An 18,882-nucleotide genomic window follows, 5' to 3' on the forward strand; every position below is an offset into this window, starting at 1 on the left:
TCAGCCCGCCGCCGCCAGGTAGCGGACCCCGTCCTCCTGGTGGTCCTGCCAGACCCGCACCGGGCCGCCGAACACCTGCGACAGGCGCTCGCCCGTCAGCATGTCCGCCGGGGCGCCGTCGCCGACGATGCGCCCGCCCTGCATCAGCACCACCCGGCCGATCTCCGGCACGATTTCCTCGACGTGGTGGGTGACCAGGACCAGGGTCACCCCCTCGCGGGCCAGGCCACGCAGGCTTGCCAGCAGGTGGCCGCGGGCGACCAGGTCCAGCGCTGTGCTGGGCTCGTCCAGCAGCAGGGCCTGCGGGCGGTTGACCAGGGCGCGGGCGATCAGCACCCGGCGCTGCTCGCCGGCCGACAGCTCGGCGTAGCAGCGGCGGCGCAGGGGCAGGGCATGGGCGCGCTCCAGCGCCTCGGCGGCGCGCTCGCGCTGGTGGTCCTCGATTTCCCTGAACGGCGGCAGGGCAAAGCTGGCGAACAGCCCGCCCAGCACCGCGTCCTCGACGCTCAGCCCGTCCAGGCCGGCCAGGGTGGCGCCGAAGTCGCCGGTGACGATGCCCAGCTGCGAACGCAGCCGGTCCACCTGCCAGCGCGCCTGCCCCAGCACCCGCACCGGGGCCTCGCCGGCGCGCGCCAGCGGGTACAGCTCGCGGGTGATGAGCTTGATCAGGGTGGACTTGCCGCAGCCGTTGGGGCCGAGGATGGCGGTGTGGTCGCCCTGGTCGATGCGCAGGGACAGGCTGTCGAGGACCTTCACCTGGCCGCGCACCACGCTGGCGCGGTCCAGTTCGATCAGCGGCGGCAGGGGGGCGGTCTGGGCCAGGGGGGAGGATGCGGACATGTCGATGTTTCCTGAACGGCAGCAGCCGCCAGGACGCGGACCGTGCGGTGCAGGATGAAGTTTGCCGGAGGAGGGCCCATCATGTCCCGGCCGGACCCTGGTCCGGTCCGTTCCGCTACCGCGAGTCCCACCGGCAATGTCCGATTCCGTTATCCAGTTCCTCACTTCCGGCGTTGTCGGCCTCGGCTGGCTTGGCCTGCTGGCCGTGCTGCTGGTCTTCACCCAGCTGACGATCTTCTCCGTCACCCTTTACCTGCACCGCAGCCAGGCCCACCGCGGCGTGGACTTCCATCCCGCCATCGCCCATTTCTTCCGCTTCTGGACCTGGCTGACCACCTCGATGATCACCCGCGAGTGGGTGGCCATCCATCGCAAGCACCACGCCAAGGTCGAGACCGAGGAAGACCCGCACAGCCCGCAGACCCGCGGCATCGGCAAGGTGTTCTGGGAGGGCGTGGAGCTGTACCGCGAGGCCCGCCGTGACCGCGCCAGCATCGAGCAGTACGGCAAGGGCGCGCCGGACGACTGGATCGAGCGCCACCTGTACACCCCGCACGCCAACCTCGGCCCGACCCTGCTGCTGCTGGTGAACTTCACCCTGTTCGGCCTGCCGGGCATCGCCATGTGGGCGATCCAGATGGCCTGGATCCCGTTCTGGGCCGCCGGCGTGGTCAACGGCCTGGGCCACTGGTGGGGCTATCGCAACTTCGAATCCTCCGACACCTCGACCAACCTCACCCCGTGGGCGTTCTGGATCGGCGGCGAGGAGCTGCACAACAACCACCACGCCTTCCCGTCCTCGGCGCGCTTCTCGATGCGCCGCTGGGAATTCGACATCGGCTGGGCCGCGATCAAGGGCCTGGAGAAGCTGGGCCTGGCCAAGGTGCTGCGCGTCGCGCCGAGCCTGGACATCCGCCCCAACATCGCCGTGCCGGACACCGAGACCCTGCGCGCGCTGCTGTCGCACCGCTTCCAGGCCATGACCGACTACCGCCGCAACGTGCTGATGCCGGCCCTGCGCGAGGAAGCCGCCGCCGCCGGCGCGCGCATGCGCGAGCTGCTGCCGCGGCGCATGCGTCGCGGCCTGGTCGACGATGGCCGCTGGCTCAAGCCCGACGCCCGCGAGCAGCTGCAGCAGTGGGTGCAGCAGCGCCCGCGGATCAAGGCCCTGGTCGAATACCGCGCGCGCCTGGCCGAGGTGCTGGAAGCGCGCAGCAACGACGCCGCCGAGCGCCTGCGCCAGCTGCAGGCCTGGTGCCAGGAGGCCGAGGCCTCCGGCATCCGCGCGCTGCAGGAGTATTCGATGCGGCTGAAGGGCTACGCCCTGGCGCATTGATGCAGCGCCCGTCGCGCCTTGCCTGCCGCAGGCCCGGGCGTACCCGCCCGGGCCTGTTGCCATGGGCGCTGCTGGCCTTCGCCGGCGCGGCCGGCGCCCAGGTCGAGCGTACCTCCGAGTACCTGGCGCGCATGGACAGCGATGGCGACGGCCGGGTCTCGCAGGAGGAGTACGTGGCCTGGATGGGCTATGCCTTCGAGCGCATGGACCGCGACGGCGACGGCGTGCTCTCCCCGGCCGAGCAGCCCGGCGGCAAGGGCCGGCCGATCAGCCTGGAGGAACACCGCCGCCGCCTGGCCGAGCGCTTCGCGCGCCAGGATGCCAACGGCGACGGCTACCTCGACGCACGCGAGCTGGCCGCGCCGCCGCGCTGACCCCCCTCTACCGCCCAAAGCGGCACGGGCCCTCCACCCCACGCCCTCTTTCCGCAGGGAGAGGGGAGTCACTCGCGCGGCGGATCGGCCACCGGCTGTCCGTGCTGCAGCAGCCACAGCATGATCGCCTTCTGCCGCACGTAGTTGGCGCGCACGTAGGCGTAGACCAGGCCGCGCCAGCCGTCGAGGAAGCCGGCGCGCAGCACGTAGCCGCGCCAGAAGCGCCACGCCGGGGACAGCACCAGCTTGGTCCAGGACGCGCGCTTGCCGCGCGCGAACTCGTGCTCGGCCATCATCCTTGCGTAGCGCTGGGTCTTGGCCAGCTGCTGCTCCAGCGAGCGGTAGGGATAGTGGATGAGGTCGCCGCGCAGGGTGCGCACCGGGCCGTCGACGCTTGCGGCCTCGTGGATCTCGCGCTGGCCGCGCCAGCCGCCGCGGCGGCGGTCGAACAGGCGCAGCACCCGGTCCGGGTAGGCGTTGCCGTGGCGCAGGAAGCGGCCGAAGTAGTCCGACAGCCGCGGGAAGCGGTAGCCGGCCGCGCCGGCGAAGCCGGTCGCGCGCGCGGCCAGGATCGATTCGCGCAGCTCCGGGCTGACCCGCTCGTCCGCGTCCAGGCACAGCACCCAGTCATGGTGGGCCTGCTCCACCGCGAACTGCTTCTGGCTGCGGAAGCCGTCGAACGGCCGCTGCAGCACGCGCGCGCCAGCGGCCTCGCACAGCTGCACCGTGCCGTCGGTGGAGCCGGAATCCACCACCACGATCTCGTCGCAGAACGCCAGCGAGGCCAGGCAGTCGCCGATGCGGGCCGCCTCGTTGAACGCGATAATGCACGCCGACAGCGGCACGGTGCCGCCTTGCGAGGGGTCCGGCTGGGAGGCTGGAGTATTGATGGCGGACTACCTGCTGTTTGCGACCGAACGCTACGGGTTGCCCATTCTGCAACCGCTGGCCGACGCCTTGCACGCCCGCGGCCATGCGGTCCACGCGCTGCTGGCCGGCGGCGCGTCCGGCCTGCGCCTGCCGGCGCCGGTGCGCGCGGTGGACGCGCGCGGCGCGGCGCGGCTGCGGCCGCGGGCGGTGTTCAGCGCCTCCAACGAGGTCCCGACCTTCGTGGCCGGGGCCAAGGTGCAGCTGTTCCACGGCTTCAACGTGGAGAAGCGCGCCGACGGCCGCGGCCACTTCCGGGTACGCGGCCTGTTCGACCTGTACTGCACCCAGGGCCCGGCGACCACCGCCCCGTTCCAGGCGCTGGCCGCGCGGCTGCGCCATTTCGCCGTGGCCGAGACCGGCTGGCCCAAGCTCGATCCGCTGTTCCGCGACGATGGCGGCGCCGCCGCGGCCCTGTGCGCGCCGGCCGGCGGCCGTCCGGTGGTGATGTTCGCCTCCACCTTCACCGAGCGCCTGAGCGCGGCCCCGCACCTGTACGAGGCGATCGCCGCCCAGGTCGCCGAGGGCGGTCGCTACTGGCTGCTGACCCTGCATCCCAAGTGCGCGCCGGAGCTGTTCGAGCGCTACCGCGCCCTGGCCGGCGCCAATGCCGCCTTCGTCGAGCCCGAGCAGCTGGTCACCGCGCAGCGGGCCGCCGACGTGCTTCTGGCCGACACCACCTCGGTGGTGTCCGAGTTCGTGGTCCAGCACAAGCCGGTGGTGACCTTCCGCAACCGCGCGCCCAAGCCGCACATGATCGACTTCGACGACCCGGCCGCGCTGCCAGCGATGCTGGCGCGCGCGTTCGCGCCGGAGCCGGCGCTGCGCGAGGCGATCGCGGCCTACGCCGACGCGATCCATCCCTGGCGCGACGGCCGTTCCTCGGAGCGGGTGATCGACGCCACCGAAGCGCTGCTGCAGGCCGGGCTGCACACCCTGGCGCGCAAGCCGCTGGCCGCGCGCTGGCGCGCGCTGCAGATCCGCCGCGAGCTGGGTTACTGGGGTTTCTGACCCGCGGCCGCGCTCACCAGCGCAGGCGGCGCGCGGCCAGCATCCGCGCCAGCCGCGCCTGCAGCGCGCGTGCCTCGGCCTCCGGCAGGAAGCGGATCCGCAGCGGCGGCGCCATCGCCCCGGCGCCGGCGGTGTCCAGCAGCAGGCTGGCCGTGCCCAGCCAGCGGTCCAGCGGCGAGCGCTGCAGGCGCAGGGCCTGGATCTTGTCGACCTCGGCCATGCGCCACCAGCGCGACCACCAGCCGCCGCGCACCGCGACCAGGCGCGCGTCCACCGCGTAGCCCATCCATCCGGCCTGGCGCCGCGCGGCGTACGCCGACCACGGCAGCCAGGCCAGCACCAGCAGGCCCCAGGCGCCGAAGTGCCAGCACAGCACCGCGGCCAGCAGCAGGTTCCACGGCACGTTGGCGGCGAACAGCCGCCACCAGGCGCGTCGCGGCAGCGGCTTCCACTGCGGCGGCCACTGCAGTTGCGGGACCAGGTACCGCAGCAGTGCGTCGCAGGTTTCCGGCGGGGCGATCGGCGCCAGCTCGCGCAGCCTGCGCGGGTCGTTTTCCTGGCCGCCCACCGCGGTGTCGATGCGCAGGGAGCGGCGGCCGAACCAGCGGTGCAGCAGGGTTTCCTCCAGGTGCCAGGCCTGGATCCGGCGCGGCGCCACGCTGGTGCGCACGCGCGCCAGCAGGCCGCGCTCCACGGTCAACCGGCCCTGGTGCTCGACCAGGCGGAAGCCGTGGTACTGGACCAGGGCCAGGACCACCGACAGCAGGCGCAGCACCAGCACGAACACCGCCGCGAAGGCGAGGACGCCGGCAGCCATCGCCAGCCAGCCCAGGTGCAGCGCCCCGGCGTAGCCCATCGCGCCGCGGAACCAGTCCTGCAGCAGGCCTGCAACGGCCTTCTCGGGGAACACCTGCCACACCAGGCCGAGGCCGGCGGCGAACACGATCATGCCGCGGTTGGAAACCAGGCCCAGGCGGACCACCTCGGCGGTGGACAGGGCCAGCAGCGGCGGATCGCACCGGGCCGGTGCCGTGGCCTCGGCCGGCAACGGGGCCGCGCCGCGGTCGCGCACCGCCTGCTCCAGCTCCAGCGCCCGGTCCAGGCCAAGCACGCGCATCTGCGCTTCCGGCTTCTGTCCGCCGGCCGCCTCCAGGCGCACCTCGGCCACGCCGAACAACCGGTGCAGCAGTCCCTGGTGCAGCACCACGTTGTGGATCCGCGCGTACGGGATCTGGCGCAGGTCCCGCCGCAGCAGGCCGGTGCGCACGCTGATGCCGTCGCGCCCGATCCGGTAGCGGTAGGTGAAGTACTGCAGGATCGAGATCGCGACCAGTACCGCCACGCCGATGAACGAGGCATACCCGGCGTATTCCCACGGCCCGGTGTCGCGGCGACCGGCGACCAGCAGCGCCAGCAGCGGCACCACGAACTGGCGCAGCTGCTGCAACAGCACGAACAGCCACGACCAGGGGTGGAGCCGGTGTTCGGGCACGGTCCCGGCGACGGCCTCGTGGCTGCTCACAGCGCGTCGCCGGCTTCGACCTGCCGCGCCAGCCGGTCGCGCAGCACCTCGGCGTCCTCCAGCGCCAGCAGCGGCAGCCTCACCGCGGCCATGCGCGTGCCGGCGGTATGCACCACCAGCGTGGCCAGGCCCAGCCGGCGCTCCAGCGGGCCGCGTTCCAGGTCCAGGTGCTGCACGCGCGAGACCGGCACCAGGGTTTCCATCCGCCAGAGGCCGCCGCGACGGGTGGCGAACCCGTCATCGTCCAGCCTCCAGCCGATGCGACGGTGGCGCAGCAGGCCGATCGATCCGCCCAGCAGCACGCCCAGCACGGCGGCGGCCGCGGCGGGGAGCCAGCGCGGGACGTCGAGCAGGACGGGACCGATCATCGCCGCGGCGACCGTCACCGGCAGCGCCACCGATACCGCGGCGCTACCCGCATACAGCACCGCGCCCCGGCGTGGCAGGGGCTGCCACCTCCCCGTCGCCGGGACGGCGGGCGGGGTGGGCGGCTCGAACTCGGTCACGGACTCGGTCACGGCGGTTCTTCGCGGTCGCGGGAAGCCGATCGTAAGCGTTCGCCATGGCGGATGGGTCGGGGCGGACCCTGGAACGGCTACCCGTAGGGGTTCGGCTCGCTGCTGCCCGGCGGGCGCAGGGTGTATCGCTTGTACGTCCACTGGTACTGGGCGAGCGAGCGCCGGGCGATGCGCTCGACCTCGGCGTTGAGGCAGGCCACCGCCTTCTGCGGATCCGGATCGCCGATCGCCGCCGGCGCCGGCTCCACGTGCAGCTCGAACTGCGGCCCCTCGCCCACGCGCTCGCACCAGGCGAACAGCACCGGCGCGCCGGTGCGCTCGGCCAGGCGCGAGAGCAGGGTCATGGTCAGCGCCTGCTTGCCGAAGAACGGGGCGAACTCGCCGTCGCCGGCCTTGGGCTGCTGGTCGGGCAGGATGCCGACCGCGCCGCCTTCCTTGAGCACCTTCCACAGCTGGCGCACGGCCGGGCCCTCGGCGCGTACCTGCTGCACGTTGTCGACCCCGCGCACCAGCTGCAGGAAGGCGTCGCCGGTGGCCGACTCCGGCGGCCGGTAGACCACCGCGATGCGCCCGCGCGAAGCCAGCCACTGGTTCAGCAGCTCCCAGTTGCCGAAGTGCGGTGCGGCCACGATCACGCCGCGGCCGGAGGCCAGCGCCGCGTCGTACAGCGCCTCGCCGTGGCGGGCGCGCAACAGCCGCAGGTTCTCCTCCGGCGGGCGGGTCCACAGCTTGAGCGTCTCCAGCGCCTGGCGCGCGGTGGTGCGCAGCACCTGGCGGTAAAGCTCCTCGCGCCGGGCTGGCGCCCAGTCCGGGAAGGCCAGCTCCAGGTTGCGCCGGGTGACCCGGCTCTCGCGCACGTCGCGCCAGCGCCAGAACGCGGCCACCAGGTCGCCGAGGCGGTACAGGACGGGCCACGGGAGCCTGCCCACGAGCGAGGCGAGGGCGTACAGGAAGCGGGCACGGCGTTGCGCTGACATCCGCCAAGTCTAGCGGGTCGGCCGCGGCGGCCGCGGCGGCGGGTGACAGCGGCGCGCCCAGGCCCGATGCTTGGGTGTCCCCGTCCTGCAGGAGAACCGCCCCGCATGCTTGCCCTGATCCAGCGCGTCACCCGTGCCTCGGTGGAGGTCGAAGGGGAGGTGGTCGGCCAGACCGGGCCGGGCCTGCTGGCCCTGGTGGGGGTGCAGCCGGGGGACGGAGAGGCGGAGGTGGCGCGGATGGCGCAACGGCTGCTCGGATACCGCGTATTCGCCGACGATGCCGGCAAGATGAACCGCTCGCTGCTCGATACCGGCGGCGGCCTGCTGCTGGTGAGCCAGTTCACCCTGGCCGCCGACACGCGCTCGGGCATGCGTCCCAGCTTCAGCACCGCGGCCGCGCCGGCGGAGGCTGAACGCGTGTTCAACCAGCTGGTGGCGGCATGCGACCGGCAGATCCCCGGCAGGGTGGAAACCGGCCGCTTCGGGGCCCATATGGTGGTGAGCCTGGTCAACGACGGGCCTGTCACCTTCCTCCTGCAGGCCTGAGCGGCTGAACGGTCGGTGGCTTAAGTCGTTGATGTGAAAGGCCGGAAGGGGCATGGACCCACCGGCCTGTTATAATGCTAGGTTCACTTCACCCCTTCCCAGAGACCGGTGGCGCCGCACATGGCCAACGAACGTCCAGCCCAATCCGAAATCAAGCAGCTCATCAGCAAGGGCCTGGAGCAGGGCTATCTGACCTATGCCGAGGTCAATGACCACCTGCCCGATGACCTCGTCGACCCGGAACAGATCGAAGACATCATCGGCATGATCAACGGCATGGGCATCGATGTCCATGAGGTTGCTCCGGACGTCGAGACCCTGCTGCTCAACGACGGCAACACCGGTGGCCGCGAGATCGACGACACCGCCGCCGAGGAAGCCGCCGCCGCGCTGAGCGCCCTGGATTCGGAGGGTGGCCGCACCACCGACCCGGTGCGCATGTACATGCGCGAGATGGGCACGGTCGAGCTGCTGACCCGCGAGGGCGAGATCGCCATCGCCAAGCGCATCGAGGAGGGTCTGAGCCAGGTCCAGGCCGCGCTGGGCGCGGTGCCGGCCTCGATCGAGACCCTGCTGGAGGAGTACGAGCTGCACAAGGCCGGCAAGAAGCGCCTGGCCGAGGTGGTGGTCGGCTTCAACGACATGCTCGACGAGACCCCGGAGCCGCCGGTGGTCGAGGACGCCGCCGAGGCGGTGGCCGACGACGTGGATGACGACGAGGAAGAGGTCGCCACCGACGACGAGGCCGATGCCGGCCCGACCGGCCCCGACCCGGCCGAGGTCGCGCGCCGCATGGAGCAGCTGGCCGCCGACTTCGCCAAGTTCAAGAAGGCCCACGCCAAGGGCGGCCCGCAGGACAAGAAGGTGGTCAAGCTGCGCGCCGAGATGGCCGAGCAGTTCATGACCTTCAAGCTGCCGCTGCCGCTGACCGACGTGCTGGTCAGGAAGCTGCGCGACGTGCTCAACGAGATCAAGGAGCGCGAACGCCGCGTGCTGCACCTGGCCACCAACGTCGCCAGGATGCCGCGCAAGGACTTCCTGCGTGCCTGGGAAGGCAACCAGGTCAACCTCGACTGGGTGGACGAGGTCCTCAAGCGCAAGCAGAAGTGGTCCTCGGCGCTGCGCGAGGTCAAGGACCAGATCGTCGCCGAGCAGCAGGCCACCATCGCCATCGAGCAGGCCATGTGCCTGGACCTGGCCGAGATCCGCGAGATTGGCCGCCAGCTCGCCTACGGCGAGGCCAAGGCGCGCAAGGCCAAGAAGGAGATGGTCGAGGCCAACCTGCGCCTGGTGATCTCCATCGCCAAGAAGTACACCAACCGCGGCCTGCAGTTCCTGGACCTGATCCAGGAGGGCAACATCGGCCTGATGAAGGCGGTCGACAAGTTCGAGTACCGCCGCGGCTACAAGTTCTCGACCTATGCCACCTGGTGGATTCGCCAGGCGATCACCCGCTCGATCGCCGACCAGGCGCGCACCATCCGCATCCCGGTGCACATGATCGAGACGATCAACAAGCTCAACCGCATCTCCCGCCAGATGCTCCAGCAGTACGGCCGCGAGGCCACGCCGGAGGAGCTGGCCAAGGAGATGGACATGCCCGAGGACAAGATCCGCAAGGTCATGAAGATCGCCAAGGAGCCGATCTCCATGGAGACCCCGATCGGCGACGACGAGGACTCGCACCTGGGCGATTTCATCGAGGACACCAACGTGGAGTCCCCGATCGACGCGACCACCAACACCAACCTGATGGAGACGGTGCGCGAGGTGCTCGCGGGCCTGACCCCGAGGGAGGCCAAGGTGCTGCGCATGCGCTTCGGCATCGACATGAACACCGACCACACCCTGGAGGAGGTCGGCAAGCAGTTCGACGTCACCCGCGAGCGCATCCGCCAGATCGAGGCCAAGGCGCTGCGCAAGCTGCGCCACCCGAGCCGCTCCGAGCAGCTGCGCTCGTTCCTCGACATCGACTGATCCCGCCGGCGCACCAGCGCTGGTCCGCCGCAGTCAAGGCCCCGCCCATGCGGGGCCTTGGCGTTTTCCTGGGCCTGGCTTGCGGCCAACCCATGCCGACGCGCCGCGCGCTGCCCCGGCCCTGCCCTGTGGCTTGGCCATCCGCTACACTGCCGCCCGCAGCGCGGGCCTATAGCTCAACGGTTAGAGCAGGGGACTCATAATCCCTTGGTTCCAGGTTCGAATCCTGGTGGGCCCACCATATCCCCCCTTCCCGAAGGTGCGTTGGCCGACAACCAGGCACCTGGGGCAATGCTTTCCCGTGCGGAATAGAAGCTATTGGCTTCAGCAGTACGTCATCAATCGCGGGCAACATCCACGAGCCATTGGTAGTCCCGTGCCGAGGGTCGCGCCGACGCTCATGGGGGGCGATCCACTGCGGGCAACTGGCTGCTGATGCACGGAGTCGACAGGTCTTGGCCTATGGGGCCACTGGCGATAAATGTCGTGGAGAGCGTTTGGTCCGTGCGCTGCTGCCAGGTCCCGCCGGGTTCCATGGCGTCGAAGAGAGCATCATCAAAGGGGAAAGCAGGATGGCAAGACAAAACGCCACCAAAAAAAGCAATGGCGGCAACCTCGGCTTCGAGGCCGACCTCTTCAAGACCGCCGACAAGCTGCGCGGCAACATGGAGCCCTCCGACTACAAGCACGTTGCGCTGGGGCTCATCTTCCTCAAGTACATCTCCGACGCCTTCGAGGCCAGGCACCAGGCACTGCTCACCGAAGACCCGGCCGCCGCCGAGGACCGCGACGAATACCTGGCTGAAAACGTGTTCTGGGTGCCGAAGGAGGCGCGCTGGTCGCATCTGCAGGCCAACGCGAAGAAGCCCACCATCGGCACCCTGATCGACGACGCCATGCGCGCCATCGAGAAGGAGAACGAATCCCTCAAGGGCGTGCTGCCCAAGGACTACGCCCGCCCCGCGCTCAACAAGGTCATGCTCGGCGAGCTGATCGACCTGATCTCCGGCATCGCGCTCGGCGAGGAGGGCAGCCGTTCGAAGGACGTCCTCGGCCGCGTGTACGAATACTTCCTCGGCCAGTTTGCCGGTGCCGAAGGCAAGCGCGGTGGCGAGTTCTACACCCCGCGCTCGGTGGTGCGGGTGCTGGTGGAAATGCTGGAACCCTACACCGGCCGCGTCTACGACCCCTGCTGCGGCTCCGGCGGCATGTTCGTGCAGTCGGACAAGTTCGTGCAGGAGCACGGCGGCCGCATCGGCGACATCGCCATCTACGGACAGGAGAGCAACTACACCACCTGGCGGCTGTGCAAGATGAACCTGGCGGTGCGCGGCATCGATGCCGACATCCGCTGGAACAACGAAGGCAGCTTCCACAAGGACGAGCTGCGCGACCTCAAGTTCGACTTCATCCTCGCCAACCCGCCGTTCAACGTCTCCGACTGGGGCGGCGAGCGCCTGCGCGAAGACGTGCGCTGGCAGTTCGGCGTGCCGCCCGTGGGCAACGCCAACTACGCGTGGCTGCAGCACATCTACCACCACCTCGCCCCCAACGGCACCGCGGGTGTGGTGCTGGCCAACGGCTCGATGAGCTCCAACCAGAGCGGCGAAGGCGAGATCCGCAAGGCCATGCTGGAAGCGGACGTGGTGGACTGCATGGTGGCGCTGCCGGGCCAGCTGTTCTACTCCACCCAGATCCCCGCCTGCCTCTGGATCCTGGCCAAGGGCCGCAGCAACGGCCTGGTCAGGAAGACCAGACTGCGCGACCGCCGCGGGCAGGTGCTGTTCATCGATGCCCGCAACATGGGCGTGATGGTGGACCGCACCCGGCGCGAACTGACCGATGAGGAAATCAAAAAGATCGCCGACACCTACCACGCCTGGCGAGGCGAAAAGGACGCGGGCGAATACGCCGACGTGCCCGGCTTCTGCAAGTCCGCCACGCTGGACGAGATCCGCAAGCACGACTACGTGCTCACGCCCGGGCGCTACGTGGGCGCGGCGGCGCAGGAAGACGACGGCGAACCGTTCGCGGAAAAGATGGCGCGGCTGGCGGCGCAGTGGCGCGAGCAGCGGGCGGAAGCGGCACGGCTGGATGCAGCGATCGAGGCCAATCTGGCCGCCCTGGGCTTTTCAACGCCGCGTTGAACTCGGCCCTGGAACCCACCCATACTAAACGATACGTTTAACAAGCGGCCCGTCACCGTTCATGATCAACGCACCCGATCCCATGCGCTTCCGGGCCGGTCGCTACCTGCAGCAGCTCGCCGGCTACCGGGCCTTCATCCCCGTGCCGCTGCCGCCGGATCCGCCCCTGGACCTCTCCGGCCCGCTGCGCGAGCGCCTGTCGGAGGCCGACTACGCCCTGGGGCGGCTGGACGGCGCCGTGCTCACGCTGCCCAATCCCGACCTGTTCGTGTTCATGTACGTCCGCAAGGAGGCCGTGCTCTCCAGCCAGATCGAGGGCACGCAAAGCTCCCTGCAGAACCTGCTGGCTGCCGAGGCGCAACTGTTCGACCCGGATACCCCCAGGGACGTGAACGAGGTGGCCAACTACGTGCGCGCCATGAACCATGGCCTGGCCCGGCTGGCCGACCTACCCGTCTCCGTGCGCCTGATCCGCGAGATCCATGCCGAACTGATGCAGGGCGTACGCGGCGGGCGCCTCACGCCAGGCGATCTGCGCACCAGCCAGAACTGGATCGGTCCCGGCGGCTGCACCCTGGCCAACGCCACCTTCGTTCCGCCCCCGCCCCACGAGGTGCCCGGCGCCCTGTCCGACCTGGAAAGGTTCCTGCACGACGGCGCCGGCCTGCCGCCCCTGGTCCAGGTGGGGCTGGCGCATGCCCAGTTCGAAACCATCCACCCCTTCCTCGACGGCAACGGCCGCATGGGGCGCCTGCTCATCACCTTCCTGCTCACGGAAAAGCGCCTGCTGGGCAAGCCGGTGCTCTACCTCTCGCACTACTTCAAGCAGCACCGCAGCGCGTACTACGAGCGCCTGCAGGCCGTGCGTGACGCCGGGGACTGGGAAGGCTGGCTGGGCTTCTTCCTGGAAGGGGTGGTCAGTGTCAGCCGCGAGGCCGCCCGGACCGCCGCCGCCATCCTGCGCATGCGTGAGGAGTTCCGCGCCCGCATCACCGAGGGACTGGGCCGCGCCGCGGCCAACGGCCAGCGCGTGATGGACCGCCTGTTCGACCACCCCATCGTCAACGTGGCCACCGTGCGCGAATGGCTGGACCTCACCCCCGCCGGCGCCAACCAGATCGTCAGCAGGCTGGAAGGCATCGGCCTGCTGCGCGAGATCACCGGCTACGCGCGCAACCGGCGGTTCGTGTTCGAGCCGTATTTGAGGCTGTTTGATGAACAGAAAGAAGACGGGTATGGCAGATAAGTGGCGCGTGCAGCGGGCGGAAGCGGGGCGGCGGGATGCGGTGATCGAGACCAACCTGAGGGAGCTTGGGTATGGCGAGTGAGTGGTCCAAAGTTCGAATCGAAGATATCGCAGAAAAAATTGCGATGGGACCATTCGGTTCGAACATTAAGGTTGAAACCTTTGTGGACGACGGTATACCCGTCATCAGTGGCGCACATTTGCATGGCGCTCGAGTGGAGGATGGTAACTTCAACTTTATTACCGAGGATCATGCCGAAAGATTGAAAAATTCGAACGTGTTCCGTGGCGACATCATCTTTACCCATGCGGGCAACATTGGGCAGGTTGCTTATATTCCGCATAATTCTCAGTATGAGCGTTACGTAATTTCGCAACGCCAGTTCTATTTACGCTGCAAGACGGATATTGCTGATCCAGCCTTTATCACATACTTCTTTCATAGCGATGAAGGGCAGCACAAGTTGCTCGCCAATGCATCTCAAACTGGTGTTCCTTCAATTGCACGACCATCTTCCTACCTGAAGACCATAGAGCTACTACTTCCACCACTAACCGAACAACGCGCCATCGCCCATATCCTCGGCACGCTGGACGACAAGATCGAACTCAACCGCAAGCAGAACGAAACGCTGGAAGCCATGGCCCGCGCCCTGTTCAAGGCGTGGTTCGTGGACTTCGAGCCCGTGCGCGCCAAGATGGAAGGCCGCTGGCAGCGCGGCCAATCCCTCCTCCCCGGCCTCCCCGCCCACCTCTACGACCTCTTCCCCGACCGCCTCGTCGAATCGGAGCTGGGGGAGATTCCGGAGGGGTGGGAAGTGAAGTCGTTTGCGGACACGGTTGAGATAATTGGGGGCGGGACACCAAAGACATCCGTAGCTGAGTATTGGGGCGGCGACATCCCATGGTTCTCGGTTGTCGATGCCCCGCCGGCGCCAGATGTCTGGGTGTTGGACACGGAGAAGAAGATCACCCATGCCGGTGTCGAGAACTCATCGACGCGGATTCTTCCGGCCGGCACAGCAATCATCTCCGCGCGCGGAACGGTGGGCAGACTTGCTCTTGTAGGTGTTCCGATGGCGATGAACCAATCCTGCTACGGCTTGCGAGGGAAGCTGGGCCATCGCGGCTTCTTCAACTACTTCACAACTCGTCAACTGGTCTCGACTCTCCAACATCGGACACATGGCTCCGTATTCGACACGATCACCCGTGACACCCTCGCGGGGGTCCAGGTCGTGGCGCCTCCTTTAGCTGTAGTTGAAACATTCGAAAGGCTTGTTGCGCCGGCGCTGGACCGTATCCGTGAAGCACTTTTCGAGTCCCGCTCCCTTGCCACAAAGCGCAACACGCTGTTGCACAAGCTGATTTCCGGTGACGTGCGAGTAGGCGCAATACACCGAAACTACCTTGAGGGGTGAAAACATGACGGTGCTGCAAGAGATTCTTGAATGGTCACAAGATCGCCCCGCATGGCAGCGCGATGCGCTACGCCGCCTCGTGCTTAACGGCGAGCTTTCCGAAGAAGACATCGATGATCTGACTGAGATATGCAAGAGCAGCCGTGGCCTTGCCGAGCAACGCGACGTCGTGCCGCTTGGGAGGGAACACGTGCCAGATCGTACAGCGGGTGCTCCCGTCTCACTGGTTTCGATTTTCCATCAGCGCGGCGTGAATGCGTTGGCAGATAATCAGACTCTCAAATTCGGCCCCGGCCTCACCGTCGTCTACGGCGACAACGGCGCAGGCAAGACAGGCTACATCCGCATTCTGAAAAATGCTTGCCGGACGCGCGCCCAAGAGCCGATCTTGGGAAACATTGTTTTCGGTAATAAAACGAACGCTCCCGTTGTCTCCATAAAGTACAAGGTTGGCGAGGGGTCCGATTTACGTGAATGGACATTCAGAAGTGAAGATCCATTCCTTTCGCGCGTGAGCGTCTTCGATACACAATGCGCTGCCTTCTATCTCACCGAGAAGACAGACGTTTTATTCCGACCATTCGGATTGGACCTGTTCGACAAGCTCGTCAAGGCGTGTAAGGCCATTCGCGCGAAGCTAGAGTCCGAACAGCGCGCACTTGGAACGAGTGCATTGCCTGCTTTGCAGTCAACGATTCCGGCCGGCACCACCGTGGCCAAGTTTCTTGCTAATGTTAATTCGCTAACAAAACTGGAGGATGCCCAGGCGCTCGCGCAGCTATCAAAAGAAGATGAAGATCGCCTTGAACTCCTCGAAAAATCCCTGCTGGACTTGCAAGCTAACGATCCTCAGAAACTTATCCAGCAACTCGCCGTGCGCGCCAATCGGGTTAAGGCGCTAGTTCGTCATTTGAAGGATGTTGAGGCAGCCCTGTCCGATGACCCGGTGAAAGCTGTTTTTGAAACACGGACCGAAGGTAACCGTAAGAGCGAGGAATCCAAGCGATTGCGCGAGGCCACGTTCCCGCAAGGTTTATTACCGGGAACGGGTGGCGATACATGGAAAGCCCTCTGGGAATCGGCGCGGCGCTTCTCAAAGGAACACACATATCCAGGCAAACCTTTTCCCTTTGTGGAGGAAGGAGCGAAGTGCTCTCTCTGTCAGCAGGATCTCGATCACGCCGCCGCCCATAGGCTCAAGCAGTTCGAGGAATTTGTGGCATCCACGCTCGAACAAGAACTTCGCCAGATCAGAGATACCTTCAGTCGGCAGAGAAGGGTTTTCGCCGATCTCAAGACGACGACAGAAGCGGTCGAGGAAACGCTCAAGGAAATTCGCATCGATCACGAGGCCTTGGCTGACTCCATTAGCGCAGCGCTTGCATCCAATGAGAGACGCCGAATCGCTGTATTGTCGGCTCTCATGGGAAACAAAGATCTAGCCGCCGACTGTCCTGCGCTTGTGTCCGTTGTTGCCGAAGCCGAAAGTCTGTTGGTTCAGATCGAGGAACGCATCAAGACGCTTCGTACCGGCGCGAATGACCAGATACGCAGGAGCATGACAGCAGAGGCCCAAGAGCTGCGCGCCCGGAACATCCTGACCGAAAATCTCCAGACGGTACTCAATGACATTGAGCGCCAGAAGAAATGCGCTGCCTACAGCTTGTGCATAGACGACACGAAGACACAGGCGATCACGGCCAAGAGCACGAGTGTCACCAAGGCGGTTGTTTCTCAGAAGCTCAAGCAGACTTTTCAGGAAGAACTGGCCAATCTTTCTTTTCAACATGCCGAGGTTGAACTGAAAGAGATCGGCGGTGCTGATGGTGTCTTTTATCACAAACTCGTTCTAACGCGGGCGCCGAGCGTCGAGCTGACAAGAGTAGTCAGCGAGGGTGAGCAGCGGTGTCTTTCCATTGCTGCCTTCTTCGCTGAACTCAGTACTGCTGACGATCTATCGGGCATCGTGTTCGATGATCCCATGTCTTCTCTGGACTTCCGGTGGCGTAACGCCGTCGCCCGGCGTTTAGTAGAAGAGTCAAGGAAGCGACAAGTCATCGTCTTTACGCACGATGTCGTTTTTCTGCTTTCGCTCAGACAATACGCTGATGAGTTGGGTGTAGAGCTGCTAGATCAGCATGTTCGCCACTCAGGCATAGGTTCTGGCGTATGCACGGAAGAGCTTCCATGGGTTGCGCTTCCTGTGAAAAAGAAGATCGGATATCTCAAGAAGTGTTGGCAGGAGGCTGCCAGGCGTTCACGCGACGGGGATCAGGACGGCTACGAGAAGGAAGCCAAGTTTCTCTATGGGTTGCTCCGAGAAGCGTGGGAACGTGCGATTGAAGAGGTGCTTCTGGGCGGTATAGTCGTTCGCTACAGGCCGGGAGTCCAAACCCAGCACATTGCCCAGATCGCGGACATCTCCCCAGATGACTGCAAGTCCGTTGAAATTGCAATGACAAAGTGCTCTACATGGCTTCCCGGTCATGATGAAGCGGCGGCGGCGCGTGCGCCGGTGCCTGGGCCGAAAGAACTCGAAGCGGATATTAGGGATTTGGAAAACTGGGTCGATGAAATTCGGAAAAGGAGAAAGTAATCTTCGTGAGAACTTGCCTTATTGAGTACATGCCTACGACGCCGCCAAGTAGGGTTTGCAGGTCTGAACGAGAATCTGCTTGCCATGCCAGGCGAAAAGGATGAAATATTAAAATGGCTTTTTTATCGGAAGCCGAGATCGAGAGCGCAATGCTGGATCAGCTGCGCGCGCTCGGTTACAGCATCGAACGCGAGGAAGACATCGGCCCCGACGGCCACCGGCCGGAGCGCGAGAGCCACGACGAGGTGGTGCTGCGCAGGCGGTTCGAGGATGCCGTTGCCCGCCTGAACCCCGGGGTGCCGCCGGAGGCGCGGCAGGACGCGATCCGCAGGGTCGTACAGGCCGTGCGGGCCTCGCGGCTCGATGCGCATGATCCGCACGGCCTGATTTCCGGCACGCTGCGTATCTCCGATGCCCAAGCCTTCCTCAAGGAACGTGACTTATGAACGAAGCTGGGCAACTCGTCATCTTCGAAACTGAAAACGGTCCGGTCCAGGTGCGGCTGGAGGGTGAGACCCTGTGGCTGACGCAGGCGCAGATGGCCGAGCTGTTCGGCACTTCCAGCGACAACATCAGCCTGCACCTGAAGAACATTTACAAGGAGCGGGAGCTTCAGGAGGCGGCAACTACCGAGGATTTCTCGGTAGTTCGCCAGGAGGGCGCGCGGCAGGTACGACGCCGGCTCAAGCACTACAACCTCGACGCCATCATTTCCGTGGGGTATCGGGTCAGTTCCGCGAAAGCCACGCGCTTTCGCCAGTGGGCAACTACCGTACTGCGTGAGCACCTGACCCGTGGCTTCACCCTGAACCGCCAGCGCTTCGAGCGCAATGCCGCCGAGCTGGAAGCCGCGCTGCAGCTGGTGCGCAAGGCCGCGGCCGGCGCGGCGCTGACCGCCGATCAGGGCCGCGGGCTGGTGGACGTGATCGCGCACTACACCCAGACCTTCCTGTGGCTGCAACGCTATGACGAGGGACTGCTGACCGCACCGGCGGGCAGTCCGGGCGGCGTGCTGCCGACACTGGACGAGGCCCGTGCCGCCATTGCGCGGCTGAAGGCTGATCTGATGGCGCGCGGCGAGGCTTCCGAGCTCTTCGGGCGCGAGCGCGGCGATGACTTTGCGGCCCTGCTCGGCAATCTCGACCAGACCGTGTTCGGCGAGCCGGCCTATCCCACGGTGGAAACCAAGGCCGCGCACCTGCTGTATTTCGTCATCAAGAACCATCCGTTCGCGGACGGCAACAAGCGCAGCGGGGCCTTCCTGTTCGTGGATTTCCTGGCACGCAACGGGCGCCTGCTGCGCAACGGCGAACCGGTGATCAACGACGTGGGCCTGGCGGCGCTGGCGCTGCTGGTGGCGGAGTCCGACGCCAAGAACAAGGACGTGATGATCCGCCTGATCGAGAACATGCTCGCCCTGCCGGGCGGCCGGGAAGAGGGATAG

16 protein-coding genes and 1 tRNA gene are annotated in these 18,882 nt (G+C 66.6%); 12 read left to right on the forward strand and 5 right to left on the reverse strand.

Going from position 1 to position 18,882, the window contains the following annotated elements; translation table 11 throughout:
* Entirely contained in the window at positions 1-840 is an 840-nt protein-coding gene (locus EIM48_RS10215; RefSeq protein ID WP_019397164.1) for an ATP-binding cassette domain-containing protein, read from the reverse strand.
* A gap of 136 nt (positions 841-976) precedes the next feature.
* On the opposite strand from EIM48_RS10215, the gene EIM48_RS10220 reads away from it, so the two are divergent.
* Complete coding sequence (locus tag EIM48_RS10220) at positions 977-2,176, forward strand: fatty acid desaturase (protein ID WP_019397165.1); 1,200 nt, start codon at positions 977-979, stop codon at positions 2,174-2,176.
* Positions 2,176-2,550 (forward strand): EF-hand domain-containing protein, encoded by a 375-nt coding sequence (locus tag EIM48_RS10225; RefSeq protein ID WP_125077184.1) that lies wholly within the window; start codon positions 2,176-2,178, stop codon positions 2,548-2,550. The genes EIM48_RS10220 and EIM48_RS10225 overlap by 1 nt, the downstream gene beginning before the upstream one ends.
* Before the next feature lie 68 nt (positions 2,551-2,618).
* On the opposite strand, the gene EIM48_RS10230 is transcribed toward EIM48_RS10225, so the two are convergent.
* Positions 2,619-3,395 carry a glycosyltransferase family 2 protein gene (locus tag EIM48_RS10230; RefSeq protein ID WP_125111588.1) on the reverse strand — a complete coding sequence of 259 codons (777 nt, stop codon included), beginning with the start codon at positions 3,393-3,395 and terminating at the stop codon, positions 2,619-2,621.
* A gap of 40 nt (positions 3,396-3,435) precedes the next feature.
* Here EIM48_RS10230 and EIM48_RS10235 point away from each other — a divergent pair, with 40 nt between their 5' ends.
* Positions 3,436-4,488, forward strand: coding sequence for a CDP-glycerol glycerophosphotransferase family protein (locus EIM48_RS10235; protein ID WP_199728411.1), 1,053 nt, complete (start codon positions 3,436-3,438; stop codon positions 4,486-4,488).
* A 13-nt stretch (positions 4,489-4,501) separates the two neighbouring features.
* Here EIM48_RS10235 and EIM48_RS10240 read toward each other — a convergent pair whose 3' ends face one another.
* From EIM48_RS10240 to EIM48_RS10250, 3 genes are all read right to left on the reverse strand, one after another.
* Positions 4,502-6,010, reverse strand: a complete 1,509-nt coding sequence (locus EIM48_RS10240) for a PH domain-containing protein (protein ID WP_125111589.1) — start codon at positions 6,008-6,010, stop codon at positions 4,502-4,504.
* Positions 6,007-6,528 carry a PH domain-containing protein gene (locus EIM48_RS10245; protein ID WP_125111590.1) on the reverse strand — a complete coding sequence of 174 codons (522 nt, stop codon included), beginning with the start codon at positions 6,526-6,528 and terminating at the stop codon, positions 6,007-6,009. Before EIM48_RS10245 ends, EIM48_RS10240 begins: the two co-directional genes overlap by 4 nt.
* Before the next feature lie 77 nt (positions 6,529-6,605).
* Positions 6,606-7,505 (reverse strand): lauroyl acyltransferase, encoded by a 900-nt coding sequence (locus EIM48_RS10250; protein ID WP_125111591.1) that lies wholly within the window; start codon positions 7,503-7,505, stop codon positions 6,606-6,608.
* A gap of 105 nt (positions 7,506-7,610) precedes the next feature.
* Here EIM48_RS10250 and dtd point away from each other — a divergent pair, with 105 nt between their 5' ends.
* The 9 genes from dtd (at position 7,611) to rhuM (ending at position 18,882) form a co-directional block, all read left to right on the forward strand.
* On the forward strand, positions 7,611-8,051 hold the full coding sequence (gene dtd / locus EIM48_RS10255) for a D-aminoacyl-tRNA deacylase (RefSeq protein WP_028915234.1): 441 nt from the start codon (positions 7,611-7,613) through the stop codon (positions 8,049-8,051).
* Positions 8,052-8,171: 120 nt separating this feature from the next.
* Positions 8,172-10,028, forward strand: coding sequence for an RNA polymerase sigma factor RpoD (gene rpoD, locus EIM48_RS10260; protein WP_019397173.1), 1,857 nt, complete (start codon positions 8,172-8,174; stop codon positions 10,026-10,028).
* A 165-nt stretch (positions 10,029-10,193) separates the two neighbouring features.
* Positions 10,194-10,269 (forward strand) — tRNA-Ile (locus EIM48_RS10265).
* Between the two features lie 331 nt (positions 10,270-10,600).
* Entirely contained in the window at positions 10,601-12,175 is a 1,575-nt protein-coding gene (locus tag EIM48_RS10270; protein WP_125111592.1) for a class I SAM-dependent DNA methyltransferase, read from the forward strand.
* Between the two features lie 82 nt (positions 12,176-12,257).
* Positions 12,258-13,421, forward strand: coding sequence for a Fic family protein (locus EIM48_RS10275; protein WP_125111654.1), 1,164 nt, complete (start codon positions 12,258-12,260; stop codon positions 13,419-13,421).
* 71 nt (positions 13,422-13,492) lie between these two features.
* The gene (locus tag EIM48_RS10280) at positions 13,493-14,842 is read left to right on the forward strand and encodes a restriction endonuclease subunit S (RefSeq protein WP_125111593.1); all 1,350 of its coding nucleotides are present in this window, start codon (positions 13,493-13,495) and stop codon (positions 14,840-14,842) included.
* 4 nt (positions 14,843-14,846) lie between these two features.
* Entirely contained in the window at positions 14,847-17,438 is a 2,592-nt protein-coding gene (locus EIM48_RS10285; RefSeq protein WP_125111594.1) for an AAA family ATPase, read from the forward strand.
* 113 nt (positions 17,439-17,551) lie between these two features.
* Entirely contained in the window at positions 17,552-17,884 is a 333-nt protein-coding gene (locus EIM48_RS10290; protein WP_125111595.1) for a type I restriction endonuclease, read from the forward strand.
* Positions 17,881-18,882 (forward strand): RhuM family protein, encoded by a 1,002-nt coding sequence (gene rhuM, locus EIM48_RS10295; protein WP_125111596.1) that lies wholly within the window; start codon positions 17,881-17,883, stop codon positions 18,880-18,882. The genes EIM48_RS10290 and rhuM overlap by 4 nt, the downstream gene beginning before the upstream one ends.

The organism is Pseudoxanthomonas sp. SGNA-20 (genome assembly GCF_003931635.1).
Taxonomy (GTDB): domain Bacteria; phylum Pseudomonadota; class Gammaproteobacteria; order Xanthomonadales; family Xanthomonadaceae; genus Pseudoxanthomonas.

Excerpts from the sequence above, each read along its gene's own strand:
- EIM48_RS10215 (WP_019397164.1), bottom strand. The coding sequence starts at position 840 with ATGTCCGCATCCTCCCCCCTGGCCCAGACCGCCCCCCTGCCGCCGCTG.
- EIM48_RS10220 (WP_019397165.1), top strand. The coding sequence starts at position 977 with ATGTCCGATTCCGTTATCCAGTTCCTCACTTCCGGCGTTGTCGGCCTC.
- EIM48_RS10225 (WP_125077184.1), top strand. The coding sequence starts at position 2,176 with ATGCAGCGCCCGTCGCGCCTTGCCTGCCGCAGGCCCGGGCGTACCCGC.
- EIM48_RS10250 (WP_125111591.1), bottom strand. The coding sequence starts at position 7,505 with ATGTCAGCGCAACGCCGTGCCCGCTTCCTGTACGCCCTCGCCTCGCTC.
- dtd (WP_028915234.1), top strand. The coding sequence starts at position 7,611 with ATGCTTGCCCTGATCCAGCGCGTCACCCGTGCCTCGGTGGAGGTCGAA.
- rpoD (WP_019397173.1), top strand. The coding sequence starts at position 8,172 with ATGGCCAACGAACGTCCAGCCCAATCCGAAATCAAGCAGCTCATCAGC.
- EIM48_RS10270 (WP_125111592.1), top strand. The coding sequence starts at position 10,601 with ATGGCAAGACAAAACGCCACCAAAAAAAGCAATGGCGGCAACCTCGGC.
- EIM48_RS10275 (WP_125111654.1), top strand. The coding sequence starts at position 12,258 with ATGCGCTTCCGGGCCGGTCGCTACCTGCAGCAGCTCGCCGGCTACCGG.
- EIM48_RS10280 (WP_125111593.1), top strand. The coding sequence starts at position 13,493 with ATGGCGAGTGAGTGGTCCAAAGTTCGAATCGAAGATATCGCAGAAAAA.
- EIM48_RS10285 (WP_125111594.1), top strand. The coding sequence starts at position 14,847 with ATGACGGTGCTGCAAGAGATTCTTGAATGGTCACAAGATCGCCCCGCA.
- EIM48_RS10290 (WP_125111595.1), top strand. The coding sequence starts at position 17,552 with ATGGCTTTTTTATCGGAAGCCGAGATCGAGAGCGCAATGCTGGATCAG.
- rhuM (WP_125111596.1), top strand. The coding sequence starts at position 17,881 with ATGAACGAAGCTGGGCAACTCGTCATCTTCGAAACTGAAAACGGTCCG.